The 24,067-nt window shown below is 74.6% G+C and carries 24 protein-coding genes and 4 tRNA genes; 27 read left to right on the top strand and 1 reads right to left on the bottom strand.

What is annotated here, in order from left to right; translation table 11 throughout:
* Positions 1-3 precede the first annotated feature (3 nt).
* The 10 genes from QQS41_RS05490 (at position 4) to QQS41_RS05445 (ending at position 10,369) form a co-directional block, all read left to right on the top strand.
* The gene (locus tag QQS41_RS05490) at positions 4-996 is read left to right on the top strand and encodes an o-succinylbenzoate synthase (RefSeq protein ID WP_448851642.1); all 993 of its coding nucleotides are present in this window, start codon (positions 4-6) and stop codon (positions 994-996) included.
* A 6-nt stretch (positions 997-1,002) separates the two neighbouring features.
* Positions 1,003-2,718, top strand: coding sequence for a 2-succinyl-5-enolpyruvyl-6-hydroxy-3-cyclohexene-1-carboxylic-acid synthase (gene menD / locus QQS41_RS05485; protein WP_448851641.1), 1,716 nt, complete (start codon positions 1,003-1,005; stop codon positions 2,716-2,718).
* Complete coding sequence (locus tag QQS41_RS05480; RefSeq protein ID WP_448851640.1) at positions 2,715-3,176, top strand: DUF3592 domain-containing protein; 462 nt, start codon at positions 2,715-2,717, stop codon at positions 3,174-3,176. The genes menD and QQS41_RS05480 overlap by 4 nt, the downstream gene beginning before the upstream one ends.
* 47 nt (positions 3,177-3,223) lie before the next feature.
* Complete coding sequence (locus QQS41_RS05475) at positions 3,224-4,363, top strand: glycosyltransferase family 4 protein (RefSeq protein WP_448851639.1); 1,140 nt, start codon at positions 3,224-3,226, stop codon at positions 4,361-4,363.
* A gap of 21 nt (positions 4,364-4,384) precedes the next feature.
* Positions 4,385-5,074 carry a demethylmenaquinone methyltransferase gene (locus tag QQS41_RS05470; protein WP_448851638.1) on the top strand — a complete coding sequence of 230 codons (690 nt, stop codon included), beginning with the start codon at positions 4,385-4,387 and terminating at the stop codon, positions 5,072-5,074.
* Positions 5,075-5,245: 171 nt separating this feature from the next.
* Positions 5,246-6,661 carry an HNH endonuclease signature motif containing protein gene (locus tag QQS41_RS05465; protein WP_448851637.1) on the top strand — a complete coding sequence of 472 codons (1,416 nt, stop codon included), beginning with the start codon at positions 5,246-5,248 and terminating at the stop codon, positions 6,659-6,661.
* A 67-nt stretch (positions 6,662-6,728) separates the two neighbouring features.
* A complete protein-coding gene (locus QQS41_RS05460; protein WP_448851636.1) occupies positions 6,729-7,667 on the top strand; it encodes an ABC transporter ATP-binding protein in 939 nt (312 codons plus the stop codon).
* 50 nt (positions 7,668-7,717) lie between these two features.
* Positions 7,718-8,500, top strand: a complete 783-nt coding sequence (locus QQS41_RS05455; RefSeq protein ID WP_448851635.1) for an ABC transporter permease — start codon at positions 7,718-7,720, stop codon at positions 8,498-8,500.
* Positions 8,501-8,526: 26 nt separating this feature from the next.
* Complete coding sequence (locus QQS41_RS05450; protein WP_448851634.1) at positions 8,527-9,759, top strand: sensor histidine kinase; 1,233 nt, start codon at positions 8,527-8,529, stop codon at positions 9,757-9,759.
* The gene (locus QQS41_RS05445; protein WP_448851633.1) at positions 9,728-10,369 is read left to right on the top strand and encodes a response regulator; all 642 of its coding nucleotides are present in this window, start codon (positions 9,728-9,730) and stop codon (positions 10,367-10,369) included. Before QQS41_RS05450 ends, QQS41_RS05445 begins: the two co-directional genes overlap by 32 nt.
* Before the next feature lie 10 nt (positions 10,370-10,379).
* On the opposite strand, the gene QQS41_RS05440 is transcribed toward QQS41_RS05445, so the two are convergent.
* On the bottom strand, positions 10,380-11,669 hold the full coding sequence (locus QQS41_RS05440) for a geranylgeranyl reductase family protein (protein ID WP_448851632.1): 1,290 nt from the start codon (positions 11,667-11,669) through the stop codon (positions 10,380-10,382).
* A gap of 97 nt (positions 11,670-11,766) precedes the next feature.
* On the opposite strand from QQS41_RS05440, the gene QQS41_RS05435 reads away from it, so the two are divergent.
* From QQS41_RS05435 to QQS41_RS05355, 17 genes are all read left to right on the top strand, one after another.
* A complete protein-coding gene (locus QQS41_RS05435; protein ID WP_448851631.1) occupies positions 11,767-12,807 on the top strand; it encodes a polyprenyl synthetase family protein in 1,041 nt (346 codons plus the stop codon).
* Between the two features lie 63 nt (positions 12,808-12,870).
* Positions 12,871-12,952 (top strand) — tRNA-Tyr (locus QQS41_RS05430).
* A 222-nt stretch (positions 12,953-13,174) separates the two neighbouring features.
* Positions 13,175-13,247, top strand: a tRNA-Thr gene (locus QQS41_RS05425).
* Between the two features lie 35 nt (positions 13,248-13,282).
* Positions 13,283-13,356, top strand: a tRNA-Met gene (locus tag QQS41_RS05420).
* A 76-nt stretch (positions 13,357-13,432) separates the two neighbouring features.
* A tRNA-Trp gene (locus QQS41_RS05415) sits at positions 13,433-13,505 on the top strand.
* 36 nt (positions 13,506-13,541) lie between these two features.
* The gene (gene secE / locus QQS41_RS05410) at positions 13,542-13,853 is read left to right on the top strand and encodes a preprotein translocase subunit SecE (RefSeq protein ID WP_448851630.1); all 312 of its coding nucleotides are present in this window, start codon (positions 13,542-13,544) and stop codon (positions 13,851-13,853) included.
* A gap of 91 nt (positions 13,854-13,944) precedes the next feature.
* A complete protein-coding gene (gene nusG / locus QQS41_RS05405) occupies positions 13,945-14,787 on the top strand; it encodes a transcription termination/antitermination protein NusG (RefSeq protein ID WP_448851629.1) in 843 nt (280 codons plus the stop codon).
* A gap of 195 nt (positions 14,788-14,982) precedes the next feature.
* Complete coding sequence (gene rplK, locus QQS41_RS05400; protein ID WP_448851628.1) at positions 14,983-15,417, top strand: 50S ribosomal protein L11; 435 nt, start codon at positions 14,983-14,985, stop codon at positions 15,415-15,417.
* Between the two features lie 88 nt (positions 15,418-15,505).
* Positions 15,506-16,222, top strand: a complete 717-nt coding sequence (gene rplA, locus QQS41_RS05395) for a 50S ribosomal protein L1 (RefSeq protein ID WP_448851627.1) — start codon at positions 15,506-15,508, stop codon at positions 16,220-16,222.
* A gap of 67 nt (positions 16,223-16,289) precedes the next feature.
* On the top strand, positions 16,290-16,895 hold the full coding sequence (locus QQS41_RS05390; protein ID WP_448851626.1) for an NAD(P)-binding protein: 606 nt from the start codon (positions 16,290-16,292) through the stop codon (positions 16,893-16,895).
* A gap of 56 nt (positions 16,896-16,951) precedes the next feature.
* Entirely contained in the window at positions 16,952-17,644 is a 693-nt protein-coding gene (locus QQS41_RS05385) for a phytoene desaturase family protein (RefSeq protein WP_448851625.1), read from the top strand.
* Between the two features lie 159 nt (positions 17,645-17,803).
* Positions 17,804-18,496, top strand: a complete 693-nt coding sequence (locus tag QQS41_RS05380) for a hypothetical protein (RefSeq protein WP_448851624.1) — start codon at positions 17,804-17,806, stop codon at positions 18,494-18,496.
* Positions 18,497-18,728: 232 nt separating this feature from the next.
* Complete coding sequence (locus tag QQS41_RS05375) at positions 18,729-19,820, top strand: DUF1611 domain-containing protein (RefSeq protein ID WP_448851623.1); 1,092 nt, start codon at positions 18,729-18,731, stop codon at positions 19,818-19,820.
* The gene (locus QQS41_RS05370) at positions 19,817-21,517 is read left to right on the top strand and encodes an ABC transporter transmembrane domain-containing protein (RefSeq protein WP_448851622.1); all 1,701 of its coding nucleotides are present in this window, start codon (positions 19,817-19,819) and stop codon (positions 21,515-21,517) included. The genes QQS41_RS05375 and QQS41_RS05370 overlap by 4 nt, the downstream gene beginning before the upstream one ends.
* A gap of 329 nt (positions 21,518-21,846) precedes the next feature.
* Positions 21,847-22,362 carry a 50S ribosomal protein L10 gene (gene rplJ / locus QQS41_RS05365; protein WP_448851621.1) on the top strand — a complete coding sequence of 172 codons (516 nt, stop codon included), beginning with the start codon at positions 21,847-21,849 and terminating at the stop codon, positions 22,360-22,362.
* Between the two features lie 81 nt (positions 22,363-22,443).
* Positions 22,444-22,830, top strand: a complete 387-nt coding sequence (rplL, locus tag QQS41_RS05360) for a 50S ribosomal protein L7/L12 (RefSeq protein WP_303143963.1) — start codon at positions 22,444-22,446, stop codon at positions 22,828-22,830.
* A gap of 89 nt (positions 22,831-22,919) precedes the next feature.
* Positions 22,920-23,864: a DUF3068 domain-containing protein gene (locus QQS41_RS05355; RefSeq protein ID WP_448851620.1), complete on the top strand. Its 945-nt coding sequence runs from the start codon at positions 22,920-22,922 to the stop codon at positions 23,862-23,864.
* Positions 23,865-24,067 lie beyond the last annotated feature (203 nt).

Below are 24,067 nucleotides of genomic sequence, written 5' to 3'. Positions count from 1 at the left end.
GCCATGAGCCCCGTGAACGCCCCCGTCCCGTCCGCCGAGGAGCTGCTGGAGCGCGCCCGCGTCGTCGCCCTGCCGATGCGGGTGCGGTTCCGCGGCGTTCAGGTGCGGGAGGCGATGCTGGTGGAGGGGCCGGCGGGGTGGGCGGAGTTCTCGCCGTTCCCGGAGTACGGGGACGCGGAGGCTGCGCGGTGGCTGCGGTCGTGCGTGGAGCTCGGGTGGTCGGGTCCCCCGGAGCCGCTGCGTGACGACGTCGAGGTCAACGCGACGGTGCCCGCCGTCGACGCGGCGCGCGTGCCGGAGCTGCTGGGGCGGTATCCGGGGTGCGCGACGGTGAAGGTGAAGGTCGCGGAGCCCGGCCAGCGGCTCGCGGACGACGTGGCCCGCGTCGCGGCGGTGCGGGAGGCGCTGCCGGGGGCGCGGGTGCGGTGCGACGCGAACATGGGGTGGACGCCGGACGAGGCGGTCGCGGCGGCCCGGGCGCTCGGCGAGCTGGACTACCTGGAGCAGCCGTGCCGGACGGTCGCGGAGCTGGCGGAGGTCCGGGCGCGGGTGCGGGCGGAGGGCCTGCCGGTGCGCGTCGCCGCCGACGAGTCGATCCGGAAGGCGGAGGATCCGTGGGAGGTGGTGCGGATGGACGCCGCGGACGTCGCCGTCGTCAAGGCCGCGCCGCTGGGCGGGCCGCGGGCGGTGGTGGAGCTCGGCCGGCGGCTGGCGGATCACGGGGTGGCGCTGACGGTGTCGTCGGCGCTGGAGACGGCCGTCGGCATGTACGCGGGGCTGTCGGCCGCGGCGGCGCTGCCGGATCCGCAGCCGTGCGGCCTGGCGACGGGGTCGCTCTTCGCGGAGGACGTGTGCGCCCCGCGCGAGCTCCGCGGCGGCCGCCTCGCCGCGGTGCCCGCGGTGCCCGATCCGGATCGGCTGGAGGCGCTGGCCGCGCCGGGCGATCGGCGGGACTGGTGGCTGGACCGGGCGCGGCGCTGCCTGCGGCTACTCTAGATCCCCATGGACACCGCCCCCGCCGCCGTCGCCGCCGCCGTCATCGTCGACGAGCTCGCCCGCCTGGGCGTGCGCGAGGCGGTGGTGTGCCCCGGCTCCCGCTCCGCCCCGCTGGCCCGCGCGCTGGCGGCGGCGGACGCGGAGGGGCGCATCCGGCTGCACGTGCGGATGGACGAGCGCGGCGCGGCGTTCCTCGCCCTCGGCCTGGCGTCGGGGTCGGGGGCGCCGGTGCCCGTCGTCGTCACGTCGGGCACGGCGGTGGCGAACCTCGCCCCGGCGATGGTGGAGGCGACGTACTCGGGCGTGCCGCTGCTGGCGCTGACCGCGGATCGGCCGGCGTCGTACCGGGGCACGGGGGCGAACCAGACCATCGAGCAGGCGCGGCTGTTCGCGGAGTGCTGCGTGCGCGCTGACGACGTCGACGCGACCGCCTCGGTCGACGAGGCGGTGCTGCGCGCCCGCGTCGACCGCATGCACGCCGCGATGACGGGGGCGTCGGGCGGGGCGGGCCACCTCAACGTCCGCCTGGTGGAGCCGCTGGTGCCGGAGGCCGACGAGCCCCCGGCCATCGGCCCGGGCCGCGGCGGGGGCCGGCCGTGGACGGCGGTCGGGCACCTCGCGCAGGCGCGGCCGCGGCCGGAGGTCGTCGACGTCTCCGCGCCCACGCTGGTCATCGCCGGCGACGGCGCCCCGTCCGTCCCGGAGCTTGACGACGTGCCGACCGTCGCCGAGCCCACCGCCCCCGCGCCGGCGACGCCCGTGCACCCGCTGGCGCTGAACCTCCTGTGCGGGGATCCGCTGGTGGGGGAGGAGGGCGTCGTCGACGTGCGCCCCCGCCGGGTCATCGTCCTGGGCCGCCCCACGCTGCACCGCCCCGTGGCCCGGCTGCTGGCGGATCCGGAGGTGGAGGTCGTCGTCGTCACGCGCGGCGGGCGACCCCGCGCCGAGGACTACCCGGACGTCACCGCGAACGCGGCGCGCACCTGCGCCGCGGTGACCGTCGTCGGCGAGCAGCCGGAGACGTGGCTGCGCGTCGCCGAGGCGGCGTCGCAGCTGGCGGCGGACGCGGTGCGCGACGTGCTCGCCGGCGACGGCCCGATGTCGGGGCTGCACGTCGCGGCGGCGGTCGCGGATTCGCTGCGCACCGGCGACCTGCTCGTGCTCGGGTCGTCGAATCCGGTGCGCGACGCGTCGCTGGCGGGGCTGCCGTTCCCGGGCGTCGACGTCGCGGCGTTCCGCGGGGCGGCCGGCATCGACGGCACGCTCGCCGCGGCGATCGGCCGGGCGCTGGTCCGCGACCGCGCGGAGCCCGACCTCGTCCGCCCGCCGCGCACGCTGGCGTTCATGGGCGACCTGACGTTCCTCCACGACGCGGGCTCGCTGCAGATCGGGCCGGGGGAGCCGCGGCCGGGCAATCTGCTCGTCGTCGTCGCGAACGACGCCGGCGGCGGCATCTTCGAGACCCTCGAGCCCGGCCGCGAGCCGCTGCGCGCCGGCTTCGAGCGGGTCTTCGGCACCCCGCACGACGTCGACCTTGCCGCGCTGTGCGACGCCTACGGCGCCGACCACCGCCGCGCGGACGACCTGCCGTCGCTGCTGGCGGAGCTGCACCCCGACACCGACGTCGACGGCATCCGCGTCGTCGAGGCCCGCACCGACCGCTCCGTGCGCCGCGGCCTGCATGCGGAGCTGGCGCGGCGGACGACGGCGGGCGGGCGATGAGCGCGCGCCCCGGCGCCGTCGACTGGCCGCGCCGGTTCCGCCAGGTCATCCTCGTGCTGCTGGCGGCGCTGCTCGTCTCCTGCCTCGGCATGGTGTTCGGCGCCTGGTGGGGCGATCGGGGCATCGAGTCCGACACCGGCCGCGCCGTCGCGGAGGTGCGGGCGGTGGAGCGGACGCGCACGTCGGTGGACTTCGTCGACGAGGAGGGCGAGTACCGCTCGCCCCCGCGCGGCGTGCGCTACCCGGTCGGCCTGGAGGAGGGCGACCGCGTCCGCGTGGAATACGATAGGGGGGATCCGGATCTCGTCCGGGTCGAGGGCCGGCGGTGGACGCTGGCGATCGTGCCGGCGGCGTCGATCTTCGCCGCGGGGCTGGTCGTCGCCGCGTCGCCGTGGTGGCTCACGGTCCGCGCCACCAGGCGCGAAACCCCCGGTTCACCCGGCGATAAGGCAAAGTAAACCGCACGATAACGCCGATGCAGGAAGGGAGTGGCACGGTGGGCCCCATGCGAGTCGCAATCGTCGCGGAGTCGTTCCTCCCGAACATGAACGGTGTCACGAACTCGATCCTCCGGGTGCTCGACCACCTGGCGGATCACGGCCACGACGCGCTGGTCATCGCCCCCGGCGCGCGGACGCACCAGGACGAGGTGGAGTCGTACCGCGGCTTCCGCATCGCCCGCGTCCCCACCGTGATGGTCCCGTTCATCGACTCCCTGCCCATCGGCGTCCCCAACTCGACGCTGGCGGTGGAGCTGCGCCGCTTCGGCCCCGACGTCGTCCACCTCGCCTCCCCGTTCGTGCTCGGCGCCGCCGGGGCGTTCACCGCCCGCGCGCTCGGCATCCCGGCGGTGGCGGTGTACCAGACGGACGTCGCGGGCTTCGCGAACAACTACCGGCTGAAGGGCCTCGGCTCCGCGGCGTGGGGCTGGACCCGCGTCATCCACAACTCCTGCGCCCGCACCCTCGCCCCGTCGACGTCGACCATCCGCGACCTGATGGCCCACGGCATCCGGGACATCCACCGCTGGGGCCGCGGCGTCGACGGCGTCCGCTTCCACCCGTCCAAGCGGTCCGAGGCGCTGCGCCGCATGTGGAACCCCGACGGCCGGCCCATCGTCGGCTACGTCGGCCGCCTCGCCGCGGAGAAGTCGGTGCAGCGGCTGGCGGAGGTCGCGGAGGACGGCCGCTGGCAGGTCGTCGTCGTGGGCGACGGCCCGGAGCGGAAGGACCTCGCCGCGGCGATGCCGTCGGCGGTGTTCACCGGGCAGCTCGGCGGCGACGAGCTGGCGCGCGCCTACGCCTCCCTCGACCTGTTCGTCCACACCGGCGAGTACGAGACGTTCTGCCAGGCGGTGCAGGAGGCCCACGCCTCCGGCGTCCCCGCCATCGCCCCCGACGCGGGCGGCCCGCGCGACCTCATCCACGCCGGCGTCGACGGGGAGCTGCTGCCGGTCGACGGCTTCGCGGCCGCCCTGCCCGCCGCCGTCGCCCGCTGGACCGGCAACGTCGCCGGCCCGGAGCTGCGCGACGCGTGCCGCGCGTCCGTCGAGGGCCGCACGTGGGCGTCGCTGTGCGACGACCTGCTGGGCCACTACGCCGCCGTCGCCGGGCTCGGGGCGGCCCGCGCGAACCTCGCCGCCTGATGCTCCGGTAGCCTTCCCGGTGTGGCGAAGGCAGATCTTGAGAAGAAGCCGTTCGAGGTCGCGTCGATGTTCGACGCGGTCGGCAAGCGGTACGACATCACCAACACCGTGATGACGGGCGGCCTGGACGCCTACTGGCGCCGCCGCATCACCCGCCGGCTCGACCCGTGGCCGGGGGAGCTGGTCCTCGATCTCGCCGCCGGCACCGCGATTTCCACGGAGGCGCTCGCCGCCGACGGAGCCTGGTGCGTGGCCTGCGACTTCTCCCGCGGCATGCTGAAGGCGGGCGCGCACCGCGACGTGCCGAAGGTCTGCGGCGACGGCATGAACCTGCCGTTCGCCGACGGGGTGTTCGACGCGGTCACCATCACGTGGGGCCTGCGCAACATCCACGATCCGGAGCAGGGCCTGCGGGAGATGGCGCGCGTGACCAAGCCGGGCGGCCGCCTCACCGTCGCCGAGTTCTCCACCCCCGTCGTGCCGGTCGCGGCGACGGTCTACAAGGAGTACATCATGGCCGCGCTGCCGGCCATCGCCCGCGCCGTGTCGTCCAACCCGGACGCCTACGTCTACCTGGCCGAATCCATCCGCGCGTGGCCGGACCAGGAGGAGCTGGCGCGGATGATCAACCGCTCCGGCTGGGAGGACTGCGGCTGGCAGAACCTCACCTTCGGCATCGCCGCGATGCACTCGGCGGTGAAGCCGGGCTAGCCCCGCCGTCGCCCGCGTCGTCCGCGCCGCGCCCCGCCCGGGGTGCGGCGCTTCCGCGGTTTTCGGGGCCTTTCGCGGATTGCTCCGGATTGCCCCGGGTTGCCCCTTGCGCCGCCTGTTCGAACACGTGTACGATGAGGGCAATGGCAATCGACATCGGGGGATGAGGCCATGAGCGGGGAATTCGGCGGGGACGGCAACGGCGCGGACGACGGTGGCGGCCGCGGGGATGGCGGCGCACCGCCGGGCGGGGACCGTCGGAAAGCGCAATCCGCGGAGGACCGGCTGCCGCGCTTCCGCAACGAGCGGGCGGAGGATCCGCACTGCGCCGTCGCGATGGCGCGCAACCGGGCGGAGGCGGAGCTCGCGCGGCTGGCGCGGCCCGACCCGGACGCTGACGTCGAGCATCATCTGGCGCGCCTGTCGGTGCGCCTGGGCGTGCCGCGGGGCGCGGCGATGGGCTACGTCCTCGCCGGGGAGGCGCTCGGGCGGATGCCCGCGTTCGCGACATCGTGTGCTGAGCGTGGCCACGTCCCGCAGTGGCACCTGCGCGTCGTGGGGGAGTGCGTCGCGGCGGTGGCCGACGAGCACATGCCGCTGGTGGAGGAGGCGCTCCTCGAGTTCCTCCGCCCCGTGCGGGAGGGGCAGCCGCTGCCGGGGCCGCGGACGCTGCGGCGGCACCTGATGGACGTCATCGACGCCCTCGACCCGCTCGCCGCGCCGGCGGACGACGAGGACATGCCGCCGCGCGAGGAGCCGCGGCAGGAGTCGGTCGACTTCGACGAGCGCGCCGACGACGTCCACACCGTCGCCGCCGGCCTGCGCCCCGACCGGATGCTGGAGTTCCGGATGATCCTCGACGCCCTCTGCGCGGAGCTCGGTTGTTCCCGCGCGGAGGGGCTGATGGCGATGGCGCACCGCGTCGCCCGCGTCGACGTCACCCTGAACCTCCACCTCGCCGCCGACGACCCGGACGCCCGCGCGTGGCTGCCGGGCGTCGGCTGGCTGGGGCGGACGGCGACGGAGGAGTGGCTGGCGCGGGCGACGCACCTGCGGTTCTCCGCGGATTCGCGTGCCGACGGGTACCGCCCCACCGACTCCCAGCGAGCCCGCGTGGAGGGCGTCGACGGTACGTGCCGCTTCCCGGGCTGCGACGCCCCGGCGCACCGGTGCGACGTCGACCACGTGAAGCCCTACGACCACGACGACCCCGCGGCGGGCGGCCCGACCGACACCGGGAACCTGCACCTGCTGTGCCGGCGCCACCACAACCTCAAGACCGCCCGGCTGTGGGACGTCACCCGGCACCCGGGCGGGGAGGAGACGTGGACGAGCGTCGACGGGGAGAGCCTGACGACGTTCCCCTCGGGCGCGCTCGCCGGGCACGGCCGGGAGACGTTCGCCGACCACCTCGTCCGCCGCGCCGCCACCGTGCGGCTGCGCAACCTCCGCCGCCTCGGCGTCGCCGACGAGGACGAGCTCGCCCGCCGGCTGGCGGAACAGCAGGAGCAGGCGGAGCAGAAGGAGTCCGCCGAAGGAGCCGCGCAGCCCGCGCCCGGCATGACGGATGTCATCCCGGAGACGTGACGGATGCGGATGAGGAGGTGACAAAGCGCTCTACCGGCGCAAACGCCGCCCGGCGAGCATGGGGGCCATGAACGGAGCACACGGAGAAACCGACACCCCCATCATCGAGGTCCGGAACGTCACCCGGACCTACGGCACCGGTCGGGACCGCTTCACGGCGGTCGACGGCGTCGCGTTCCACGTCCGCCCGGGCGAGGTCTACGGCCTGCTCGGCACGAACGGCGCCGGCAAGACGTCGACGATGGACCTCATCGAGGGCCTCGCGACGCCGGACCGCGGCAGCGTGCGCGTCCTCGGCATGGACCCGGTGAAGGACCGCGCGGCCGTCCGCCGCCGCACCGGCACGATGCTGCAGTCCGGCGGGCTGCCGCAGGACCTCACCGTCCGGGAGACCGCGGCGATGTGGCGCGGCACCTGCTCGGCGCCCCGCGACCTCGGCGAGGTCCTCGAGTCCGTCGAGCTGCAGCACCGCCTCGACGTCCGCGTCGGCGCCCTGTCCGGCGGCGAGCAGCGGCGTCTCGACCTCGCCTGCGCGCTGATGGGCGACCCGGACGTCCTGTTCCTCGACGAGCCGACCACCGGCCTCGACCCGGAGTCCCGCGCCAACACCTGGCGGCTGCTCGGGGACCTGAAGGACCGCGGCACGTCGATGGTCCTCACGACGCACTACCTGGAGGAGGCCGAGCGCCTCGCCGACCGGATCGGCATCATGCACCGCGGCCGCATCCGGGCGGAGGGCACCGTCGCGGAGCTCACCTCCGCCGCGCCCGCCCACATCGGCTTCGCCGACCCCGGCGCCGCCGCGGAGCCGCCCGCCCTCCCCGGCGCGTCGGTGACGAGGGGAGCGGGCGGGGTGTCCGTCGCAACGCGCGACCTGCAGGGCGACGCGCTGCGCGTCCTGCGCTGGGCGGAGGCGGAGGGCCTGCGCCTGGAGCGCTTCGAGGCCCGCGCCGCGTCGCTCGAGACCGTCTTCCTGGCCATCGCCGGCCACACACCCGACGCCTGACCCCGCACCCCGCCCCGCACGACACGCCCCGACGACCCGAGGAGCCCCCGATGACCGCGACCACGACAAACGCCACGACCACCCGCAACTCCACGCCCCTGTCCCGCACCCGCGCGCTGGCGACCGCCGAGTTCCGCCAGCTGCTGCGCAACCGCACTCTGCTGTTCAACGCGACGGTGCCGATTCTGCTGCCGATGCTCGTCGTCGTCCTCGGCCGCGACCTGCCCGGCGGCGGCGCCGCGCTCGTCGGCCAGGCCTTCGAGTTCCTGCTGCTCCTGTCGCTGTGCTTCGTGCAGTTCTACACCGTGCTGTCGATGTCGGTGACCCGCCGCTGCGAGGGCGTCCTGCGCCGCCTGCGCACCGGCGAGTCCCGCGACGCGGAGATCCTGGCGGCCATCGCCGCGCCGGGCGCCGCCGCGACGCTCGTCTTCGGCGTCCTCATCTGCGTCGCCGGCGGGATCATCGCGGGCGCCGCGCCGGCGAACCCCGCGCTCCTCGCGGCCGCGCTCGTCGCCGGGGTCGTCGTCGCCGCGGGGCTGGGCTTCGCGACGGGCGCCGTGACGCGCAACGCCGAGTCCGCCCAGCTGACCGCCCTGCCCGTCCTGGTGCTGGCGTCGGCGTCGATGACGGCCGTCCGCGACGCGCTGCGGCAGGTGGCGCCGGACGTCGTCGTCCGCGTCCTCGACGCCAACCCGTTCGCGGTCGTCTACGACCTCGGCCACGCCGGCTGGACGGGTGGGGGCGACGCCCTCCGGCTGCTGGGCCTGGCCGCCGTGTGGGCCGCGGTGTGCGGCTGGTACGGCGTCCGCAACGTGAAGTGGGACCGCCGGTGACCCCGGACGATGGCACGATGGGGGCGATGACCGAGCACGCCCCCGCGGACGCCCCCGCCCCCGCCGGCGCCCTCGCGCGCCCGCGGGCGGCGTGGGCGCGTCTGGGGGATCCGGGGAAGGTCGCGCTGTACATGCGCGCGTCGACGCTCCTCCTCGTCCTCGCCTGCCCGGTGATGGCGCTGGTGTTCGCCGTGGGGACGGTGCCGCCGGGCGTGACCCCTCCGCTGGCGGCCGCGGTCGCCGCCGTCGTCATCGCGGTGCACGTCCCGGCGCTGGCGGTGGCGGAGCTGCACCCGTCGCTCAACGTCCGCCCGCGACGGCCCGTCGGCCGGGCGCGCCTCCTCGCGGAGGTCCTGCCGGCCGTGACGTGGGCGGCGGGGCTGGCACTCCGCCTGGCCGGCGGCCCCGACCCGGCCGTCGTGGTGTCCTGGGCCGGCCAGGTCCTGCTGCTGGGCGGGGCGATCGCGGCGTGCGCCGGCGCGCTGCCGTGGCGGCCCCGGCCGTGGCTGACGACGGCGGCGCTGTCGGCGGCGACGCTCGCGCTGACGGTCGGCGTCGCGGGGTTCGGCGGCGGCCTGCTGCCGTTCATCGTGGCCGCGTCGGTGCTGACGGCGGCGTGGTACGCGGACGTCGTCCGGCAGCTCGACGCGGCGCGGCGGACGGAGGCGGCGATGCGGGTGAACGAGGAGCGGCTCCGCTTCGCGCAGGAGCTGCACGACACGATGGGCCGGCACCTGGCGGCGATGTCGCTGAAGACGCAGCTGGCCATCGCCCTCGCCCAGCGCGGCGACGACCGGCTGATGGACGAGCTCCGCGCCTTGCAGGAGCTCACCCGCACGTCGGCGTCCGACATGCGGGAGGTCGTGGCGGGCTACCGCAGCGCGAACCTCGCGACGGAGCTCGAGGGCGCCCGGTCGCTCCTGCGCTCCGCCGGGGTGGATGCGCGCGTCGACGGCGGATCCCTCGACGTGCCGCCGCGGCACCGGGAGCTGGCGGCGTGGTTCGTCCGCGAGGCCGCGACGAACGTGCTGCGCCACTCCTCCGCGACGACGGTGCGGATCACGGCGGCGCCGGACCGGGTGGCCGTCGTCAACGACGGAGCGCCGGACGCGCCGGGCCCGGAGGGCGGCCTCGGGGCGCTGCGCACCCGCGCGGCGGCGGCCGGGGCGGAGCTGCGCGCGGAGGCGCGCGGCGGGACGTTCACCGCGGAGTTGCGGCTGCCGCGGGATGAGCAGGAGGGAAGTGCAGGAGATGCGTGACGACGTGACCCGCGTGGCGGTCGCCGACGACGAATCGCTCATCGCCGCGTCGCTGGCGACGCTGCTGGGCCTGGAGGACGACGTGGAGGTAGTCGCGACGTGCGGCTCCGGGGAGGAGCTGCTGGAGTGGCTGGACCGCGGCGGCGCCGACGTGTGCGTCGTGGACCTGCAGATGGGCGGCATCGACGGCGTCGAGACGGCCCGCCGCATCCGCCGCGCGCACCCGGGCACGGGGGTGTTGGTGGTGACCAGCCACGCGCGGCCGGCGCAGCTGAAGCGGGCGCTGGCGGCGGGCGTCGGGGGCTTCCTGCCGAAGACGGCGACGGCGGAGGAGTTCGCCGCCGCGGTCCGCGCGGTGCGCGCCGGGCGCCGGCACCTGGACCCGGATCTGGCGGCGGCGGCGATTTCGGCGGGGGAGTCGCCGCTGACGGAGCGCGAGGCGGAGGCGCTGGAGACCGCGGGCGCCGGCGGGTCGGTGGCCGACATCGCGGCGGCGGTGCACCTGGCGGAGGGCACGACGCGCAACTACCTGTCGTCGGCGATAGGCAAGGTCGGCGCCCGCAACCGGCACGAGGCGCACCGGAAGGCCGTGGAGCTGGGCTGGCTTTAGGGGCGCCGCCCTACTCCCACGGTCCCCGCGCGTCGGCGAGGGCGGAGACGCGGCCGGCGGCGCGCCACAGGCGGGCGACGGCGTCGCGGTCGGCGTCGACGACGAGGTTGCCCATCAGCCGCGCGGCCATGCCCATCACGGGCCGGCCCCACGGGGCGCCGAGCGTCAGCGGCCCGACGGCGGGCAGGAACCCGGGCAGCGTGAGCAGCCGGGCGAGGCGGCGGGCCAGGGAGAAGCCCTCGCCGAACTCCGCCCGCAGCAGCGCGGGCCACGCGCGCGCCAGCCCGTCGGGGGTGGTCCCCGCGACGTCCAGCAGGCCGACGGCGAGGCGGGCGGACTCCATGCCGTAGTCGATGCCCTCGCCGTTGAGGGGGTTGACCAGCGCGGCGGCGTCGCCGATGAGCGCCCAGTTGGCGCCGGCGACGCCGGAGACGGCGCCGCCCATGGGCAGGAGGGCGGAGGTGACGCGCTCCGGCTCGCCGAGGCCCCATTCGGCCCCGACCTGCGCGTGGTACGTCGCCAGGAGCTTCTTGACGTTCGCCCGCGTCGGGCGGGAGTCGGTCGCCAGGGCGCCGCAGCCGAGGTTGACGCGCTGGACGCCGTCGTCGCCGGCGCCGAGCGGGAAGATCCAGCCGTACCCGGGGTGGGCCTCGCCGGAGTCGTCGCGGAGCTCGAGGTGGGAGTGGATCCACTCCTCGGCGCGGCCGGCGGTGCAGTACGAGCGGGCGGCGACGCCGAAGACCTGGTCGCGGTGCCACCAGCGGCCGAGCTGCTTGCCGACGGGGGACCGCACCCCGTCGGCGACCAGCAGCCAGCGGACGCGGACGCGGTATTCGGCGCGGTCGGGGCCGCGCAGCACGACGGCGTCGACGCGGTTGAGGGAGCCGCGCTCGACGGAGGCGACGGCGTGGCCGTCGAGGACGGTCGCGCCGGCGTCGGCGGCCCGGCGCAGGACCATGGCGTCGAACTCCTCGCGCGCGACGGCGGCGCCGGTGGAGGGGAACGCGCCGCCGGGCCAGGGCGCCTCGACGGAGCCGCCGAAGCCGTGGAGGCGCAGGCCGCGGTTGCGGACGCGGGCGAGGACGGCGTCGTCGAGGCCGAGGCGGCGCAGCTCCGCGATGGCGCGCGGGGTGAGGCCGTCTCCGCAGGTCTTGTCCCTCGGGAAGGCCTTCGCGTCGGCGACGGCGACCGAGTATCCGGCCGCGGCGGCGTGGGCGGCGGCCGCGGCGCCGGCGGGCCCGCCGCCGGCGACGAGGACGTCGACGGACGGGGGGACGGCGGCGGGGGAGTCGGCGAACATTGCCCCAGGCTATCGGACGCCCGGCGCCGGGCCGCGGGGCGGGATGCGGTATGTTCGGCACGATCGAGCGTTCCCCGACCACGAGGCAGGACCCCACATGCGAACCAGCGGAACCACCGCACCGGACGCGCAGCGCACCGGCGGGCGCGGCATCACCAGCGTCGGGCTGGGGGATCCGGAGCTGGAGGCCCGCGTCACGGAGCGCATGCGCGAGTGCGAGGACCTGCTGACGGCGGAGCTGTCGGTGGGGGAGGACTTCCTCATCGAGCAGATCAACCACCTGAAGCTCGCCGGCGGGAAGCGCTTCCGCCCGATGTTCACGTTCCTCGCCTCCGAGTTCGGCGAGGACCCGGGCGCCCGCAACGTCACCGTCACGGCGACGGTGCTGGAGCTGGTGCACCTGGCGACGCTGTACCACGACGACGTGATGGACGAGGCGGAGCTGCGCCGCGGCGCCCCGTCGGCGAACGCGCGGTGGGACAACTCGGTGGCGATCCTGTCGGGCGACTTCCTCTTCGCCGTCGCGTCGCGCCTGCTGGCGGACCTGGGCTCGGAGACGGTGGCGCATTTCGCGCGGACGTTCCAGGGCCTGGTGACGGGCCAGCTGCGCGAGTCGCTGGGCTGCCCGCCCGGCTGCGACGAGGTCGAGCACTACATGAACGTCATCCGCGAGAAGACGGGCGTGCTCATCGCCGCGGCCGGCCGCCTGGGCGCGCTGCACGCTGGCGCGGACGAGAAGACCATCCGGGCGCTGGAGCGCTACGGCGACCGCGTGGGCCTGGTGTTCCAGATCGTCGACGACATCATCGACATCCGCTCGGAGTCCGCGGAGTCGGGCAAGACGCCGGGCACGGATCTGCGCGAGGGCGTCTTCACGCTGCCGGTGCTCTACGCGCTGCGCGAGGAGGGCCCGGTGGGCGACCGCCTGCGCGAGATCCTCGTCGGCCCCGTCACGGACGACGCGCTGGTGGAGGAGGCCCTCGAGCTGCTCGGCCGCTCCGGCGGCGCGGCCCGCGCGCTGGAGGACGTGCGCCGGCTGGTCGCGGAGGCCGACGAGGCGATCGCGGATCTGCCGGACATCCCGGCCCGCGCCGCCCTGGCGCAGCTGGCGGAGTACACCGTCCGCCGCGTGGGCTGACCTGGCGATTTGCCTTCCGCGCCATCGCCTGGTGTAGCATGAGCGGCGCACCGCAGGGTGCACGCCAGATTGCCCGAGCGGCCAAAGGGAGCGGATTGTAAATCCGTCGGCATTGCCTACGTTGGTTCGAATCCATCATCTGGCACAACGGGAGACGCGCCCCGGAACGAGATGTTCCGGGGCGCGTTTCGCGTGTGCGCCGGGTTGTGCGGGGCAGTGCGTGACGACGGCTCCCGCGCCGCGGCGGAAACCGTCGAAAAGCACTCTTCACCTGGGGATTTGTGTAGTGCGGCACATGCGGGTTAACCTTCTGGAGGCTTCGCACGGAGGACCGGTCCACACGGGCCGGGACGACGGAAGAGGCCGTGCCCCCTTAGCTCAGTCGGCAGAGCGTTTCCATGGTAAGGAAAAGGTCGACAGTTCGATTCTGTCAGGGGGCTCTGTTGCTGTCGCGCCCCGGCGCGGCACGCGACATGGCGATGTAGCTCAGATGGTGAGAGCGCACGACTCATAATCGTGAGGTCGGGGGTTCGATCCCCCCCATCGCTACCGGTGGCCCCGCCACCGCCTGCCCGGCTCGCATGCTAGGGTCGGGGATCGTCCGCCCCACGAGAGCGGCGGACGAAGGGGCGTAGCTCAATTGGCAGAGCAGCGGTCTCCAAAACCGCAGGTTGCAGGTTCAAGTCCTGTCGCCCCTGCACCATCCCCACGAAGCAGAGCCCGCGAGGAGAGAAGTGGCAGAGCACGACACCACCCGCACCGCCGACGTCGCGCGCCCCACCGGCAAGCGCCAGGCGCAGGGAGTCTCCGCCCCCCGCGACAGCCGCCCCGCCCGCCGCAACGACGACGTCGAGGGCCGCGGCACCCGCAACCCGCTGACCTTCATCAAGCAGGTCATCGCCGAGCTGCGCAAGGTCATCTGGCCGACGGGCAAGCAGATGGTCGTCTACACCATCGTCGTGCTGCTGTTCCTCATCTTCACGGTCGCCCTCGTGTGGGGCGTGGACTGGCTCGCCGGCGCCGGCGTGTCCGCCATCTACGACTAGCCCGGCCGATCGGCTATACTCGGCCGCAGCGAAAACCATCCCGCCTCCGACGCACGGAAGGCGGGATTCTTCTTGCAGGAAGGAACCAGCCATGAGCGACGGCAACCCCATGTTCTCCGACGCGGCCGACGAGGACCGCGGCTCCCTCGGCGAGGCCCTCATCGAGGCCGCCGCCGGCGAGGGCGCGCAGGACGCCCCGGAGGAGCAGCCGCAGGAGGCGCAGGCCCCGGAGGCCGCCGAGCAGCCCGAGGCCCCCGCCGACGCGGACGCCGAGGCCGACGCGGAGAAGGAGTACCGCCGCCGCCTCCGCGAGTTCCAGCGCGAACTGAAGAAGCGCCCGGGCGACTGGTACATCATCCAGTGCTACTCGGGCTACGAGAACAAGGTGAAGACCAACCTCGAGATGCGCGCCCAGACCCTGGGCGTCGAGGAGCAGATCCACGAGGTCGTCGTCCCGATCGAGGAGGTCCTCGAGCGCAAGGACGGCAAGAAGAAGATCGTCAAGCGCAAGCTGCTGCCGGGCTACGTGCTCGTCCGCATGAGCCTCGACGACCCGTCGTGGTCCGTCGTCCGCGACACCCCGGGCGTCACCTCCTTCGTCGGCTCCGAGGGCCACCCGACCCAGGTGAAGATCCGCGAGGTCGCGAAGTTCCTCATGCCGAAGGAGTCCCCGAAGACCGCCGAGGGCGACGCCGCCGGCGCCGACGTCTCCGAGGTCGGCGTGGCGCAGCCGCCGAAGGCCGAGGAGGAGCGCACCGCCATCGACTACGAGGTCGGCGAGTCCGTCACCATCCTGTCCGGCCCGTTCGCCTCGGTCGCGGCGACGATCTCCGAGATCGACCACGCCACCGGCCGCATCAAGGCGCTCGTGTCCATCTTCGGCCGCGAGACCCCGGTCGAGCTGGGCGCCGACGAGATCGAGAAGCTGGTCTAGCCCCCGATTCCCCCGCGGCGGCGTTTTGGAGCGCCGCCGCGGGGCCCGTATACTGGCCCATCGCGCGTGTTCCGCGCGCGAGAAGACCCACCATCCCCGGTGGCCCCACGAACCCGCGAGGCGGGCTCACGGGGCATCCGGCACGGGCGGGGGACCGGCGCCACCGGCCCCGTCCCGGTACCAAGGAGGAAGAACATGGCCCCCAAGAAGAAGCTCTCGGCCATCATCAAGCTGCAGATCCAGGCCGGCCAGGCCAACCCCGCCCCGCCGGTCGGCCCGGCCCTCGGCGCCCACGGCGTCAACATCATGGAGTTCTGCAAGGCCTACAACGCGGCCACCGAGAACCAGCGCGGCAACGTCATCCCGGTGGAGATCAGCGTCTACGAGGACCGCTCCTTCACCTTCAAGCTGAAGACCCCGCCGGCCGCGAAGCTGCTGCTGAAGGCCGCCGGCCTGCAGAAGGGCTCCGGCGTGCCGCACACCGACAAGGTCGGCACCGTCACGATGGACCAGTGCCGCGAGATCGCCGAGCAGAAGAAGCCGGACCTCAACGCCAACGACATCGAGGCCGGCGCGCGCATCATCGCCGGCACCGCCCGCTCCATGGGCATCGTCGTCGAGGGCCAGTAGGCCCCGCGCTTCACCCCCCTTTCCCCGTGGCAGGGCCCGCTCTGGCCCGCACCACCACACCTCCACCGACACGGATTGGAAGACTGACATGAGCAAGAAGTCCAAGGCCTACCGCGCCGCCGCCGAGAAGATCGACGCCGGCCGCATCTACTCCCCGCTGGAGGCCGTCGCCCTGGCGAAGGAGACCTCCTCCAAGAACACGGATTCCTCCATCGACGTGGCGATCCGCCTGGGCGTCGACCCGCGCAAGGCCGATCAGCTGGTCCGCGGCACCGTCTCCCTGCCGAACGGCACGGGCAAGTCCGTCCGCGTCGTCGTCTTCGCCGCCGGCGAGAACGCGACGAAGGCCGAGGAGGCCGGCGCCGACATGGTCGGCACCGACGAGCTGATCGAGAAGATCACCGGCGGGTGGACCGACTTCGACGCCGCGATCGCGACCCCGGACCAGATGGCCAAGGTCGGCCGCGTCGCCCGCGTCCTCGGCCCGCGCGGCCTGATGCCGAACCCGAAGTCCGGCACCGTCACCACCGACGTCGCGAAGGCCGTCCAGGACATCAAGGGCGGCAAGATCTCCTTCCGCGTCGACAAGGCCTCCAACCTGCACGCCCTCATCGGCAAGGCGTCCTTCTCCGAGAAGGCGCTGGCCGAGAACTACGGCGCGCTGATCGACGAGCTGCTGCGCATCAAGCCGTCGGCGGCCAAGGGCAAGTACCTGAAGAAGATCACCGTCTCCGCGACGAACGGCCCGGGCATCCCGGTCGACACCACCGTCGTGAAGGACTTTGCCGGCGAGGCCGAGGCCTAAGAACCTCCCTCCCCGCACGCGCGGCCCCGCACCCCACCGGGTGCGGGGCCGTCGCCGATCCCGGGGGATGAGGGTTTTCTCATGCGGGCGTCACGGCCCCTTCATCGGGGCGGCCGAGGATGGGGTCATGACCACCTCGCACCGCCGGGCCGCCGTCGTCGGCTCCGGCCCCAACGGACTGACGGCCGCGGCGGTCCTCGCGCGCGCCGGCTGGGACGTCGACGTCCACGAGCGGCTCGGGGGCATCGGCGGGGCGTGCGCCACCGCCTCCGATGTGCTTGACGACGGGGCCCTCGTCGATCTGGGCGCCGCCGGGCATCCCTTCGGCGCCGCGAGCCCCGTCTTCCGGGAGCTCGGCCTGGAGGACCACGGGCTCCGCTGGCGCCATTCCGCCCACGCGATGGCGCACCCGCTGCCGGGCCGGCCGTCGGCCTGCTGTCGCGGGACCTCGACGAGACGGCGGAGCGCCTCGGCGCCGACGCCCGGGCCTGGCGCCTGCTGCACCGCGACGCGGTCGCCCACGTCGACGAGCATCTGGCGAACGTCCTCGGCCCGCTGCGCCTGGCGTCCTTCGGGGCGCTCGCGGCCTGGCGCGCCGCGGCGCTCACCCGCGCCGCGTTCCGGGGCGAGGCGGCGCGGGCCCTGGTCACCGGCTCCGCGCTGCACGCCATAGTCCCTCCGCGGCGCCCCGCCACGGCCGCCTTCGGCCTCCTCTTCGGCGCCCTCGGCATGACGCGCGGCTGGCCCGTCGCGCAGGGCGGATCGGGGGCGATCACCGCCGCGCTGGCCTCCGTCGTCACGCGAAACGGCGGCCGCATCCACCTGAACTCCGAGATCCGCGACATCCGCGACCTGCGCGCCGACGCCGTCGTGTTGAACCTCGCCCCGGGCGCCGCGGCGCGCATCGGCGGCGCGGACCTGCCGGAGCGGCTGGCCCGCGGGCTGCGGCGGTGGCGCCACGGCCCCGGCGTCCACAAGGTCGACTACTTCCTCGACGGCCCCGTGCCCTGGTCCGACCCCGCCACCGCGGACGCCACGACCATGCACGTCGGCGGCACCGCGGCCGAGATGGCGGCGGCGGAGGACGCCGTCGCCGCCGGCCGCATGCCGGACCGGCCCTTCGTCATGGTGTGCCAGCAGGACGCCGCCGACCCGTCGCGCACCCCGGAGGGACGCCGCGTGCTGTGGACCTACGCCCACGTCCCCGCCTGTGCCGCGAGGGCCGCGCCGGCGACGTCGCCCGCATCTACGCCGACGCCGTCGACCGCGACCCGCGGCCGGGGGAGGAGGGCATCGCCGAGATCCTCGTCGTCCGCGCCCGCCACCCCTTCGACCGGTGGTTCCGCGGCGACCGGCGGCCGAAGCGCGAGAAGGTGCTGGCGCGGGCCAAGGTCGAGCGGGGGGGGGGGAGAGACGCGATGACCGGCCTGCTGCACCGCGCCGTCGACGTCCTGCGCCCCGTCGCGCCGGCGGCCAATCCCGCCATCTACCGCCTCGCGACGGCCGGCTGGTCCGCCTGGAACCAGCACCGCCGCCGCGGCATGTTCCGCCGCATCCACGCCCAGGCCCCGTCCCTCTTCGGTGCGGGTCCTGCGGAAGCCGCTGCCGCCGGCCGTCGCGGACGCCATCTTCGAGGCCGCGCAGGTCGCCAACGCCCTCCACCTCGCCGGGGTCGTCCACCGCGTCACCGGGCCCGCCAACGCCGCGCTGCAGACGTGGACGCTCGCGTACCGCAATTCGTGGTCGATGATCCCCCACAACGACAACATGGCCCTGATGCACCAGGTGGCGCTGGGGATCGCGCCATCGGCCGACGCCCTGTCCGTCGACGCGTGGCTGCGCGACCGCACCCTGCTGCCGGACCGGGCGGGCCGCGCCTACGGCGGCGCCGCGACGCTCATGACCATCGGCACCGCCGCGGTCTACCTCATATCCGGCGTCGCGAAGGTCCGCAGCCCCCTGGGCTGGCGCTGGGCCGGCGGCCGCGTCCTGCGGGAGCAGATCGCGGCCGACGCCGTGCGCAAGGAGGTCTTCGGGTCCCGCGCCCCGGAGGCCGCCGGCCGCCTGTGCCGCGCCTCCGCGCCCTTCGGCGTCCTGTCCGCCGGCGTCCTGGCCATCGAGCTCGGTGCGCCGATCGCCCTGCTGGGGCGGCGCCCCGGCATCGCCGTGGCCGCGGCGGCGTGGGCGATGCACCACGGCATCCGCCGGATCATGGGCATCCGCTTCCCGTACAACCTCTCCGGCATCCCGTACCTGCCGATGATCCTGCGGTGATCCCGCGGCGATCCTGCGGTCATCCCCGCGCGTTTTCCGCGAGGGAACGCCCATCTCCGCAGGATTCTCCGCCGGTGAACAGCATAAATGCAGGATGAAGGATTCCTCACGGACGTTTCACGGCCCCTTCACGGTCGCCGGGTTCCATGAAACGCAGACGGGGATCCCCACCGGGATCCCGCACCGCGGACCCGCGAGGCCCGCGCCCGCAGACGAGAAAGGCGCAGACGACATGAGCGCACCGACCACCACCGCCGACGCCCCCGCCGTGACCCGCACCCTCCTCCCCGAGCGCATCGAGGGCTCCTACACCACCCGCTTCGTCCACGCCGCCGTCGAGGCCGACCGCGACCGGTTCCGCCTCGTCTCCGGCGCGGGCGTCGAGCCGAAGGCCGGCGACGTCGTCGTCGCCCGCGTCACCCGCATCGGCAACCACCGCCGCATCGAGACGCCCGTCTCCCGCAAGGCCATCCTCTTCCAGGACGCCGTCGTCATGCTGGCCTACGGCAACCGCTACGCCGCCGACCAGTTCCTCGCCCACGTCCCGGCCGACCTGTCGCCCTGCCACCTCGTCGCCGCCGGCGGCATCGCCGGCGTCGTCACCGAGTCCCACTCCCGCACGTCCACGCCGACCGCGATCGAGCCGCTGGGCCTGCTCGCCGACGAGGCCGGCGTCGTCACGCTCGACCGCTTCGCGCCCCTGTCCGTCGACCGCGGACCCGCGCGCACCGCGCGCCCCGAGGTCATCGGCGTGCTCGGCACCTCCATGAACTCCGGCAAGTCCACCGCCATGGCGCACCTCATCCACGGGCTCACCCGCTCCGGCCGCCGCGTCGCCGCCGGCAAGATCACCGGCACCGGCGCCGGCAACGACCCGATGATCTACAACGACGCCGGCGCCGCCCGCGTCATCGACTTCACCGACTTCGGCCACGGCACCACCTTCCGCATGCCGATGTCCGGCGTCCGGGCCCTCACCGTCGCCATGGTCGACGAGCTCGCCGACGGCGGCGCCGACGTCATCGTCGTCGAGATCGCCGACGGCGTGTACCAGGACGAGACGTCGCAGCTGCTCCGCGACGACGCCTTCCACGGCGCCGTCGACCACGTCGTCTTCGCCGCCGTCGACGCCCTCGGCGCCCGCGCCGGCGTCGCCGCCCTGGAGGAGGCGGGCGTCCCCGTCTCCGCCGTCACCGGCGTCCTCACCTCCTCCCCGCTCGCGACCGCGGAGGCCGGCGCCGTGCTGTCCGGCTACGGCGTCCCCGTCGTCGGCACGCACGACCTCTCCGACCCCGCCGCGGCGACCGCCCTGCTGCGCCGATGAGCGCGGCCGGGGAGCGCATGCCCCCGGTGTGGCGCGGCCGCCGCCGGGGCCTCATGGCCGCGCTCGTCGGCCTCGGCGTCGCCCAGGCCGCCCTCGGCCTGCTCATGGCCTTCGCCGTCGACGTGCTGCTGGACGACGCCGGGGCCCGCCGCGGCGCCTGGACCGCGGCGCTCGCGGCCTCCGCGGTCGTCATCGGCCTGGCCCGCTGGGCCGAGCGCGTCGTCGCCGAGGACCTCGGCCAGGACTACGTCCGCGAGCAGCGCCGGCGCCTCGTCGCCTCCGCCGTCGGCGGGCGCGCCGCCCGATCGTCGCTCGGCACCATCCTCACCCGCGCGTCCAACGACATGTCCGCGGTCCGCAACTGGATCGCCAACGGCATCGTCCCGCTGCTCACCGCCCTGCCGCTCATCGGCGTCGTCCTCGTCGTCCTCGGCGCCGTCGACCCCGACGTCGGCTTCGGCGTCGCCGCGCCGCTGGCCCTGTGCGCCGCCGCCATGCCCTTCCTCGCCGGCATGGCCCACGACCGCGCCCGCCGCCTGCGCCGCCGCCGCGGCCGCATGTCCGCCCGCATCGCCGACACCGTCCGCGCGGAGGAGTCCGTCCGCGCCGCCGGCGCCGTCCGCCGCGAGCTGAAGGCCGTCGACCGCGACTCCGGCCGCGTCGTCGCCGCCGCCGTCGGCCGCGCCCGCGTCACCGGCCTCATCCGCGCCTCCACGACCACCGCCGCGTCCCTGGCGACGGTCGCCGTCGTGCTCCTCGCCGTCGCCGGCCGCGTCGACCCCGCCGGCGTCGCCTCCACCATGACCCTGCTCGGCGTCATGGCCACCCCGATGGCCGACCTCGGCCGCGTCGTCGAGTACCGGCAGAACTTCCGCGCCGCCTCCCGCATCCTCGCGCCCATGCTCGCCGAGGCCGACGGCTTCCGCGACCTCGAGGACCTCCGCGAGCGCTGGTACCGCGAGGCGGGGGAGGACGGCGGCCGCGACGGCGGCGGGGAGGTCCGCGTCGAGGGCCTCGTCGTCGCCGGCCGCCTCGTGCCCCCGCTGTGGGCCTCGCCCGGCGAGCGCGTCGTCCTGCGCACCGCCGACCCCGGGCGCGTCCGGGAGGTCCTGCGCCAGCTGCTCGGCGGCCTCATCCCGGCCGGCGTCGACGGCGCCGGCCACGACCCCTACGTCCTCGTCGACGGCGTCGACCTGCTGCGCGCCCCGGGCCGCCGGCGCCGCGAGCTCGTGGGGCTCGCCTCCGGCCGGCTGCCGATCGAACGCGGCTCCGTCTCCCGCCTCGCCTCCTACCGCGTGCCCGGGGCGGGGGAGGAGCGCATCCGCGGGGAGCTGGAGCGCGTCGGCCTCGGCCCCGTCGTCGACGCCGATCCGAAGGGCGACCGCCGCCGCCTGAAGAACGGCGGCCGCCCGTGGTCCGTCTCCGACGTCACCCGGCTGAAAATCGCCCGCGCCGCCTTCTACGACCCGCCGCTGCTCGTCCTCGAGGACGTCGCCGCCTCCCTCGACGACGACGGCCGCGCCATGCTCGCGGAGCTCGTCGCCGACTACCCCGGCGTCGTCCTGCTCCACGGCGCGGGCGCGGACGACGTGCCCGGCGCCCGCGACTGGGACCTCGACGGGCCGCTCGTCGCCGACCCGGGCGAACGCCGGGAGGGTGCGGACGACGCCGCCGGCGAGGACGAGGACGACGGCTGACGGCGGCTGAGGCGCCGGCCGGGACGCGGGCGGGAAACGCGATTTGGCCCGCGCACTCCGATGGGCTAACGTATCCCGCGAAGTTTGACCGGCCGCCGCGCGCGGCCGGAGTCAGGTTTCACCGAAGACCGTCGGTCATCCCCCAGCGCGGGGATCGAAGGTTCCCGGCCGCCGCCGGGACGGCCCACGCAGGAGACACCGACGCCACGACCTCACTCTCCGTGAGGTGGTTGCCCCGTGCTCCCTGCACGGGGTCCTTTTCGTTTCGGCGAAGGGTCCCCGGGCGGACAAGGCAAGAGAAGCATCAGGAAGGAGGCGAGAGTACAGCCATGGCAGTCAACGCCGAGAAGCAGGCCGCCGTCGCGGCCCTGAAGAAGGAATTCGACGAGTCCAACGCCACCGTGCTCACCGAGTACCGCGGCATGTCCGTCGCGGAGATCACCGAGCTCCGACGGGCGCTGGGCGCCGACGTCAAGTACTCCGTCGCCAAGAACACCATGATCAAGCTCGCCGCTGCCGAGGCGGGCGTCGAGGGTCTGGATGCTCACCTGGAGGGCCCCACCGCCATCGCCTTCATCAAGGGCGAGGCCGTGGACGCCGCCAAGGCGATCAAGAAGTTCGCCGGTGACAACAAGAAGCTCGTGATCAAGGGCGGCCACGTGGACGGTGCGGCGATCGACGCCGCGCAGTTCGAGGCCCTCGCGGACATGGACAACCGCGAGACCACGCTGGCGAAGCTGGCCGGTGCCTTCAATGGCGTTCTGGCGAACGTCGCCGGCCTGCTCGACGCTCCGACCTCCTCGGTCGCCCGCCTCGCGGCGGCGCTCGAGGAGAAGAAGCAGTAGCAGGACCGGGACCCGCACCCCGCACACATCTTTTCCCCGCGGCGGCAGTCGTCGCGGGACCATGACCCACAGGAGAGAACAATGGCGAAGTACACCACCGAGGAGCTGCTCGAGGCGTTCAAGGAGATGACGCTGGTCGAGCTCACCGAGTTCAAGAAGGCCTTCGAGGACGAGTTCGACGTCACCGCCGCCGCCCCGGTCGCGGTCGCCGCGGCCGGCGCCGCCGGCGGCGAGGCCGCCGCCGCCGAGGAGAAGGACGAGTTCGACGTCGTGCTCGAGGACGCCGGCGCCAAGAAGATCGGCGTCATCAAGGCCGTCCGCGAGATCGTCTCCGGCCTGGGCCTGAAGGAGGCCAAGGAGCTCGTCGAGTCCGCTCCGAAGGCCATCCTCGAGGGCGCGTCCAAGGACGACGCCGAGGCCGCCAAGACCAAGCTGGAGGAGGCCGGCGCCTCCGTCTCCCTCAAGTAAGGGACACCAGCGCTTCAGCGACGCCCCGCCCGGCATGCACCGCATGCCCGGCGGGGCGCCGTCGATCCCGGCGGGGGTAGCCTGGGATCATGCTGCCCCGTTCCCGCGTCGCCGCGATCCTGCTCACCGGCCTCGGCACCATGCTGCTGGCCGCCGGCCTCCTGCTGCCCCGGTGGATCCCGTCGCAGCCGGCCGTGCCGTCCGATCTACCGGACACCACGCTGGCGATGGTCGACGACGACGGCGTCTCGTCGCGCATCCTGCCCGACGGCACGCGCGAGGAGGTGCGGGCGCCGCTGCGCCGCCAGTTCCACGCGGAGTTCATCCCGCCGGCCGACGACGAGATCCAGTCGATGCGCGTCGGCTCCTCCCTCACCCGCGGCGAGGACCGCGAGCTCGTGTCCGCGCTGGTGTGGACGTTCACGATCGACCGCGTGACCGGCCTGCCGACGGGGCCCGCGAAGCTGTCGACCCAGCCGATGGACGTCGACCGGGAGGTCGAGATGGGCGGCAGCTGGGTGAAGTTCCCCGCCGGCGCGGAGGAGCGGACCTACCCCGTCTTCGACGAGCGCATGCGCGGCACCGTCGACGCCGCCTTCGTCGGCGAGGAGGATCGCGACGGCCTGCGGGTCCTGCACTACCGCCAGGAGATCCCGGAAACGAACCTCGCGGAGCGCTACCGCGCCCTCGACTCGACCTACGACGTCGACGGCAGGCGCGGCTACCTGCACTACGCGGGCACGCGCGACTGGTGGGTGGAGCCGGGCTCCGGCCTCGTCGTCGACCTGGCCGAGGACACCGAGACGTGGTGGCAGACGAACGAGGGGGAGCGGCTGGCCGTCCAGGAGTCGTTCTCCGGCGAAATGCCCCGCGAGGCGACCGAGGCGCAGATGGCCCAGGCGGCCGACGTCGCCGACACGCCCGCCACGCGGCCCTGGGGCATCGCCCTGGCGGTCATCGGTGCTATCGTGGCCGTGGCCGGCGCGGCGGGGGCGCTGCGGCCCGGTCGCCGGGGGGACGGCGACGAGGGCTGACCGGCCCTTCCACGCGATCCCGCGGGTGGACACCACGGCGCAACTGCTATATCATGAGCTGTTGCGCTGGAATTAATCATGCCGTAGTGTATCCGGATTCGCGCCACGGGGGGACGCCCCGCGGACCGTCGATCCCGGTTGACCTGCGATCATGCGCATGTTCCGGCAGACCCAACGCTTAAACCAAGCGGAGGGGAGGCCCA

It is taken from the genome of Corynebacterium sp. 335C (assembly GCF_053525695.1).
The sequence above is the reverse complement of the archived record's forward strand: the minus strand, read 5'-3'. Positions and strand labels throughout refer to the sequence as shown.

What these genes read in the sequence shown, in the direction of transcription:
- rplK (WP_448851628.1), top strand. Translation starts at nt 14,983, where the DNA reads ATGGCCCCCAAGAAGAAGCTCTCGGCCATCATCAAGCTGCAGATCCAG.
- QQS41_RS05390 (WP_448851626.1), top strand. Translation starts at nt 16,290, where the DNA reads ATGAGGGTTTTCTCATGCGGGCGTCACGGCCCCTTCATCGGGGCGGCC.
- QQS41_RS05370 (WP_448851622.1), top strand. Translation starts at nt 19,817, where the DNA reads ATGAGCGCGGCCGGGGAGCGCATGCCCCCGGTGTGGCGCGGCCGCCGC.
- QQS41_RS05445 (WP_448851633.1), top strand. Translation starts at nt 9,728, where the DNA reads ATGAGCAGGAGGGAAGTGCAGGAGATGCGTGACGACGTGACCCGCGTG.
- QQS41_RS05480 (WP_448851640.1), top strand. Translation starts at nt 2,715, where the DNA reads ATGAGCGCGCGCCCCGGCGCCGTCGACTGGCCGCGCCGGTTCCGCCAG.
- QQS41_RS05435 (WP_448851631.1), top strand. Translation starts at nt 11,767, where the DNA reads ATGCGAACCAGCGGAACCACCGCACCGGACGCGCAGCGCACCGGCGGG.
- rplA (WP_448851627.1), top strand. Translation starts at nt 15,506, where the DNA reads ATGAGCAAGAAGTCCAAGGCCTACCGCGCCGCCGCCGAGAAGATCGAC.
- nusG (WP_448851629.1), top strand. Translation starts at nt 13,945, where the DNA reads ATGAGCGACGGCAACCCCATGTTCTCCGACGCGGCCGACGAGGACCGC.
- QQS41_RS05490 (WP_448851642.1), top strand. Translation starts at nt 4, where the DNA reads ATGAGCCCCGTGAACGCCCCCGTCCCGTCCGCCGAGGAGCTGCTGGAG.
- rplJ (WP_448851621.1), top strand. Translation starts at nt 21,847, where the DNA reads ATGGCAGTCAACGCCGAGAAGCAGGCCGCCGTCGCGGCCCTGAAGAAG.
- QQS41_RS05385 (WP_448851625.1), top strand. Translation starts at nt 16,952, where the DNA reads ATGACGCGCGGCTGGCCCGTCGCGCAGGGCGGATCGGGGGCGATCACC.
- QQS41_RS05450 (WP_448851634.1), top strand. Translation starts at nt 8,527, where the DNA reads ATGACCGAGCACGCCCCCGCGGACGCCCCCGCCCCCGCCGGCGCCCTC.
- QQS41_RS05375 (WP_448851623.1), top strand. Translation starts at nt 18,729, where the DNA reads ATGAGCGCACCGACCACCACCGCCGACGCCCCCGCCGTGACCCGCACC.
- QQS41_RS05440 (WP_448851632.1), bottom strand. Translation starts at nt 11,669, where the DNA reads ATGTTCGCCGACTCCCCCGCCGCCGTCCCCCCGTCCGTCGACGTCCTC.
- menD (WP_448851641.1), top strand. Translation starts at nt 1,003, where the DNA reads ATGGACACCGCCCCCGCCGCCGTCGCCGCCGCCGTCATCGTCGACGAG.
- QQS41_RS05460 (WP_448851636.1), top strand. Translation starts at nt 6,729, where the DNA reads ATGAACGGAGCACACGGAGAAACCGACACCCCCATCATCGAGGTCCGG.
- QQS41_RS05475 (WP_448851639.1), top strand. Translation starts at nt 3,224, where the DNA reads ATGCGAGTCGCAATCGTCGCGGAGTCGTTCCTCCCGAACATGAACGGT.
- QQS41_RS05455 (WP_448851635.1), top strand. Translation starts at nt 7,718, where the DNA reads ATGACCGCGACCACGACAAACGCCACGACCACCCGCAACTCCACGCCC.
- rplL (WP_303143963.1), top strand. Translation starts at nt 22,444, where the DNA reads ATGGCGAAGTACACCACCGAGGAGCTGCTCGAGGCGTTCAAGGAGATG.
- QQS41_RS05465 (WP_448851637.1), top strand. Translation starts at nt 5,246, where the DNA reads ATGAGCGGGGAATTCGGCGGGGACGGCAACGGCGCGGACGACGGTGGC.
- QQS41_RS05355 (WP_448851620.1), top strand. Translation starts at nt 22,920, where the DNA reads ATGCTGCCCCGTTCCCGCGTCGCCGCGATCCTGCTCACCGGCCTCGGC.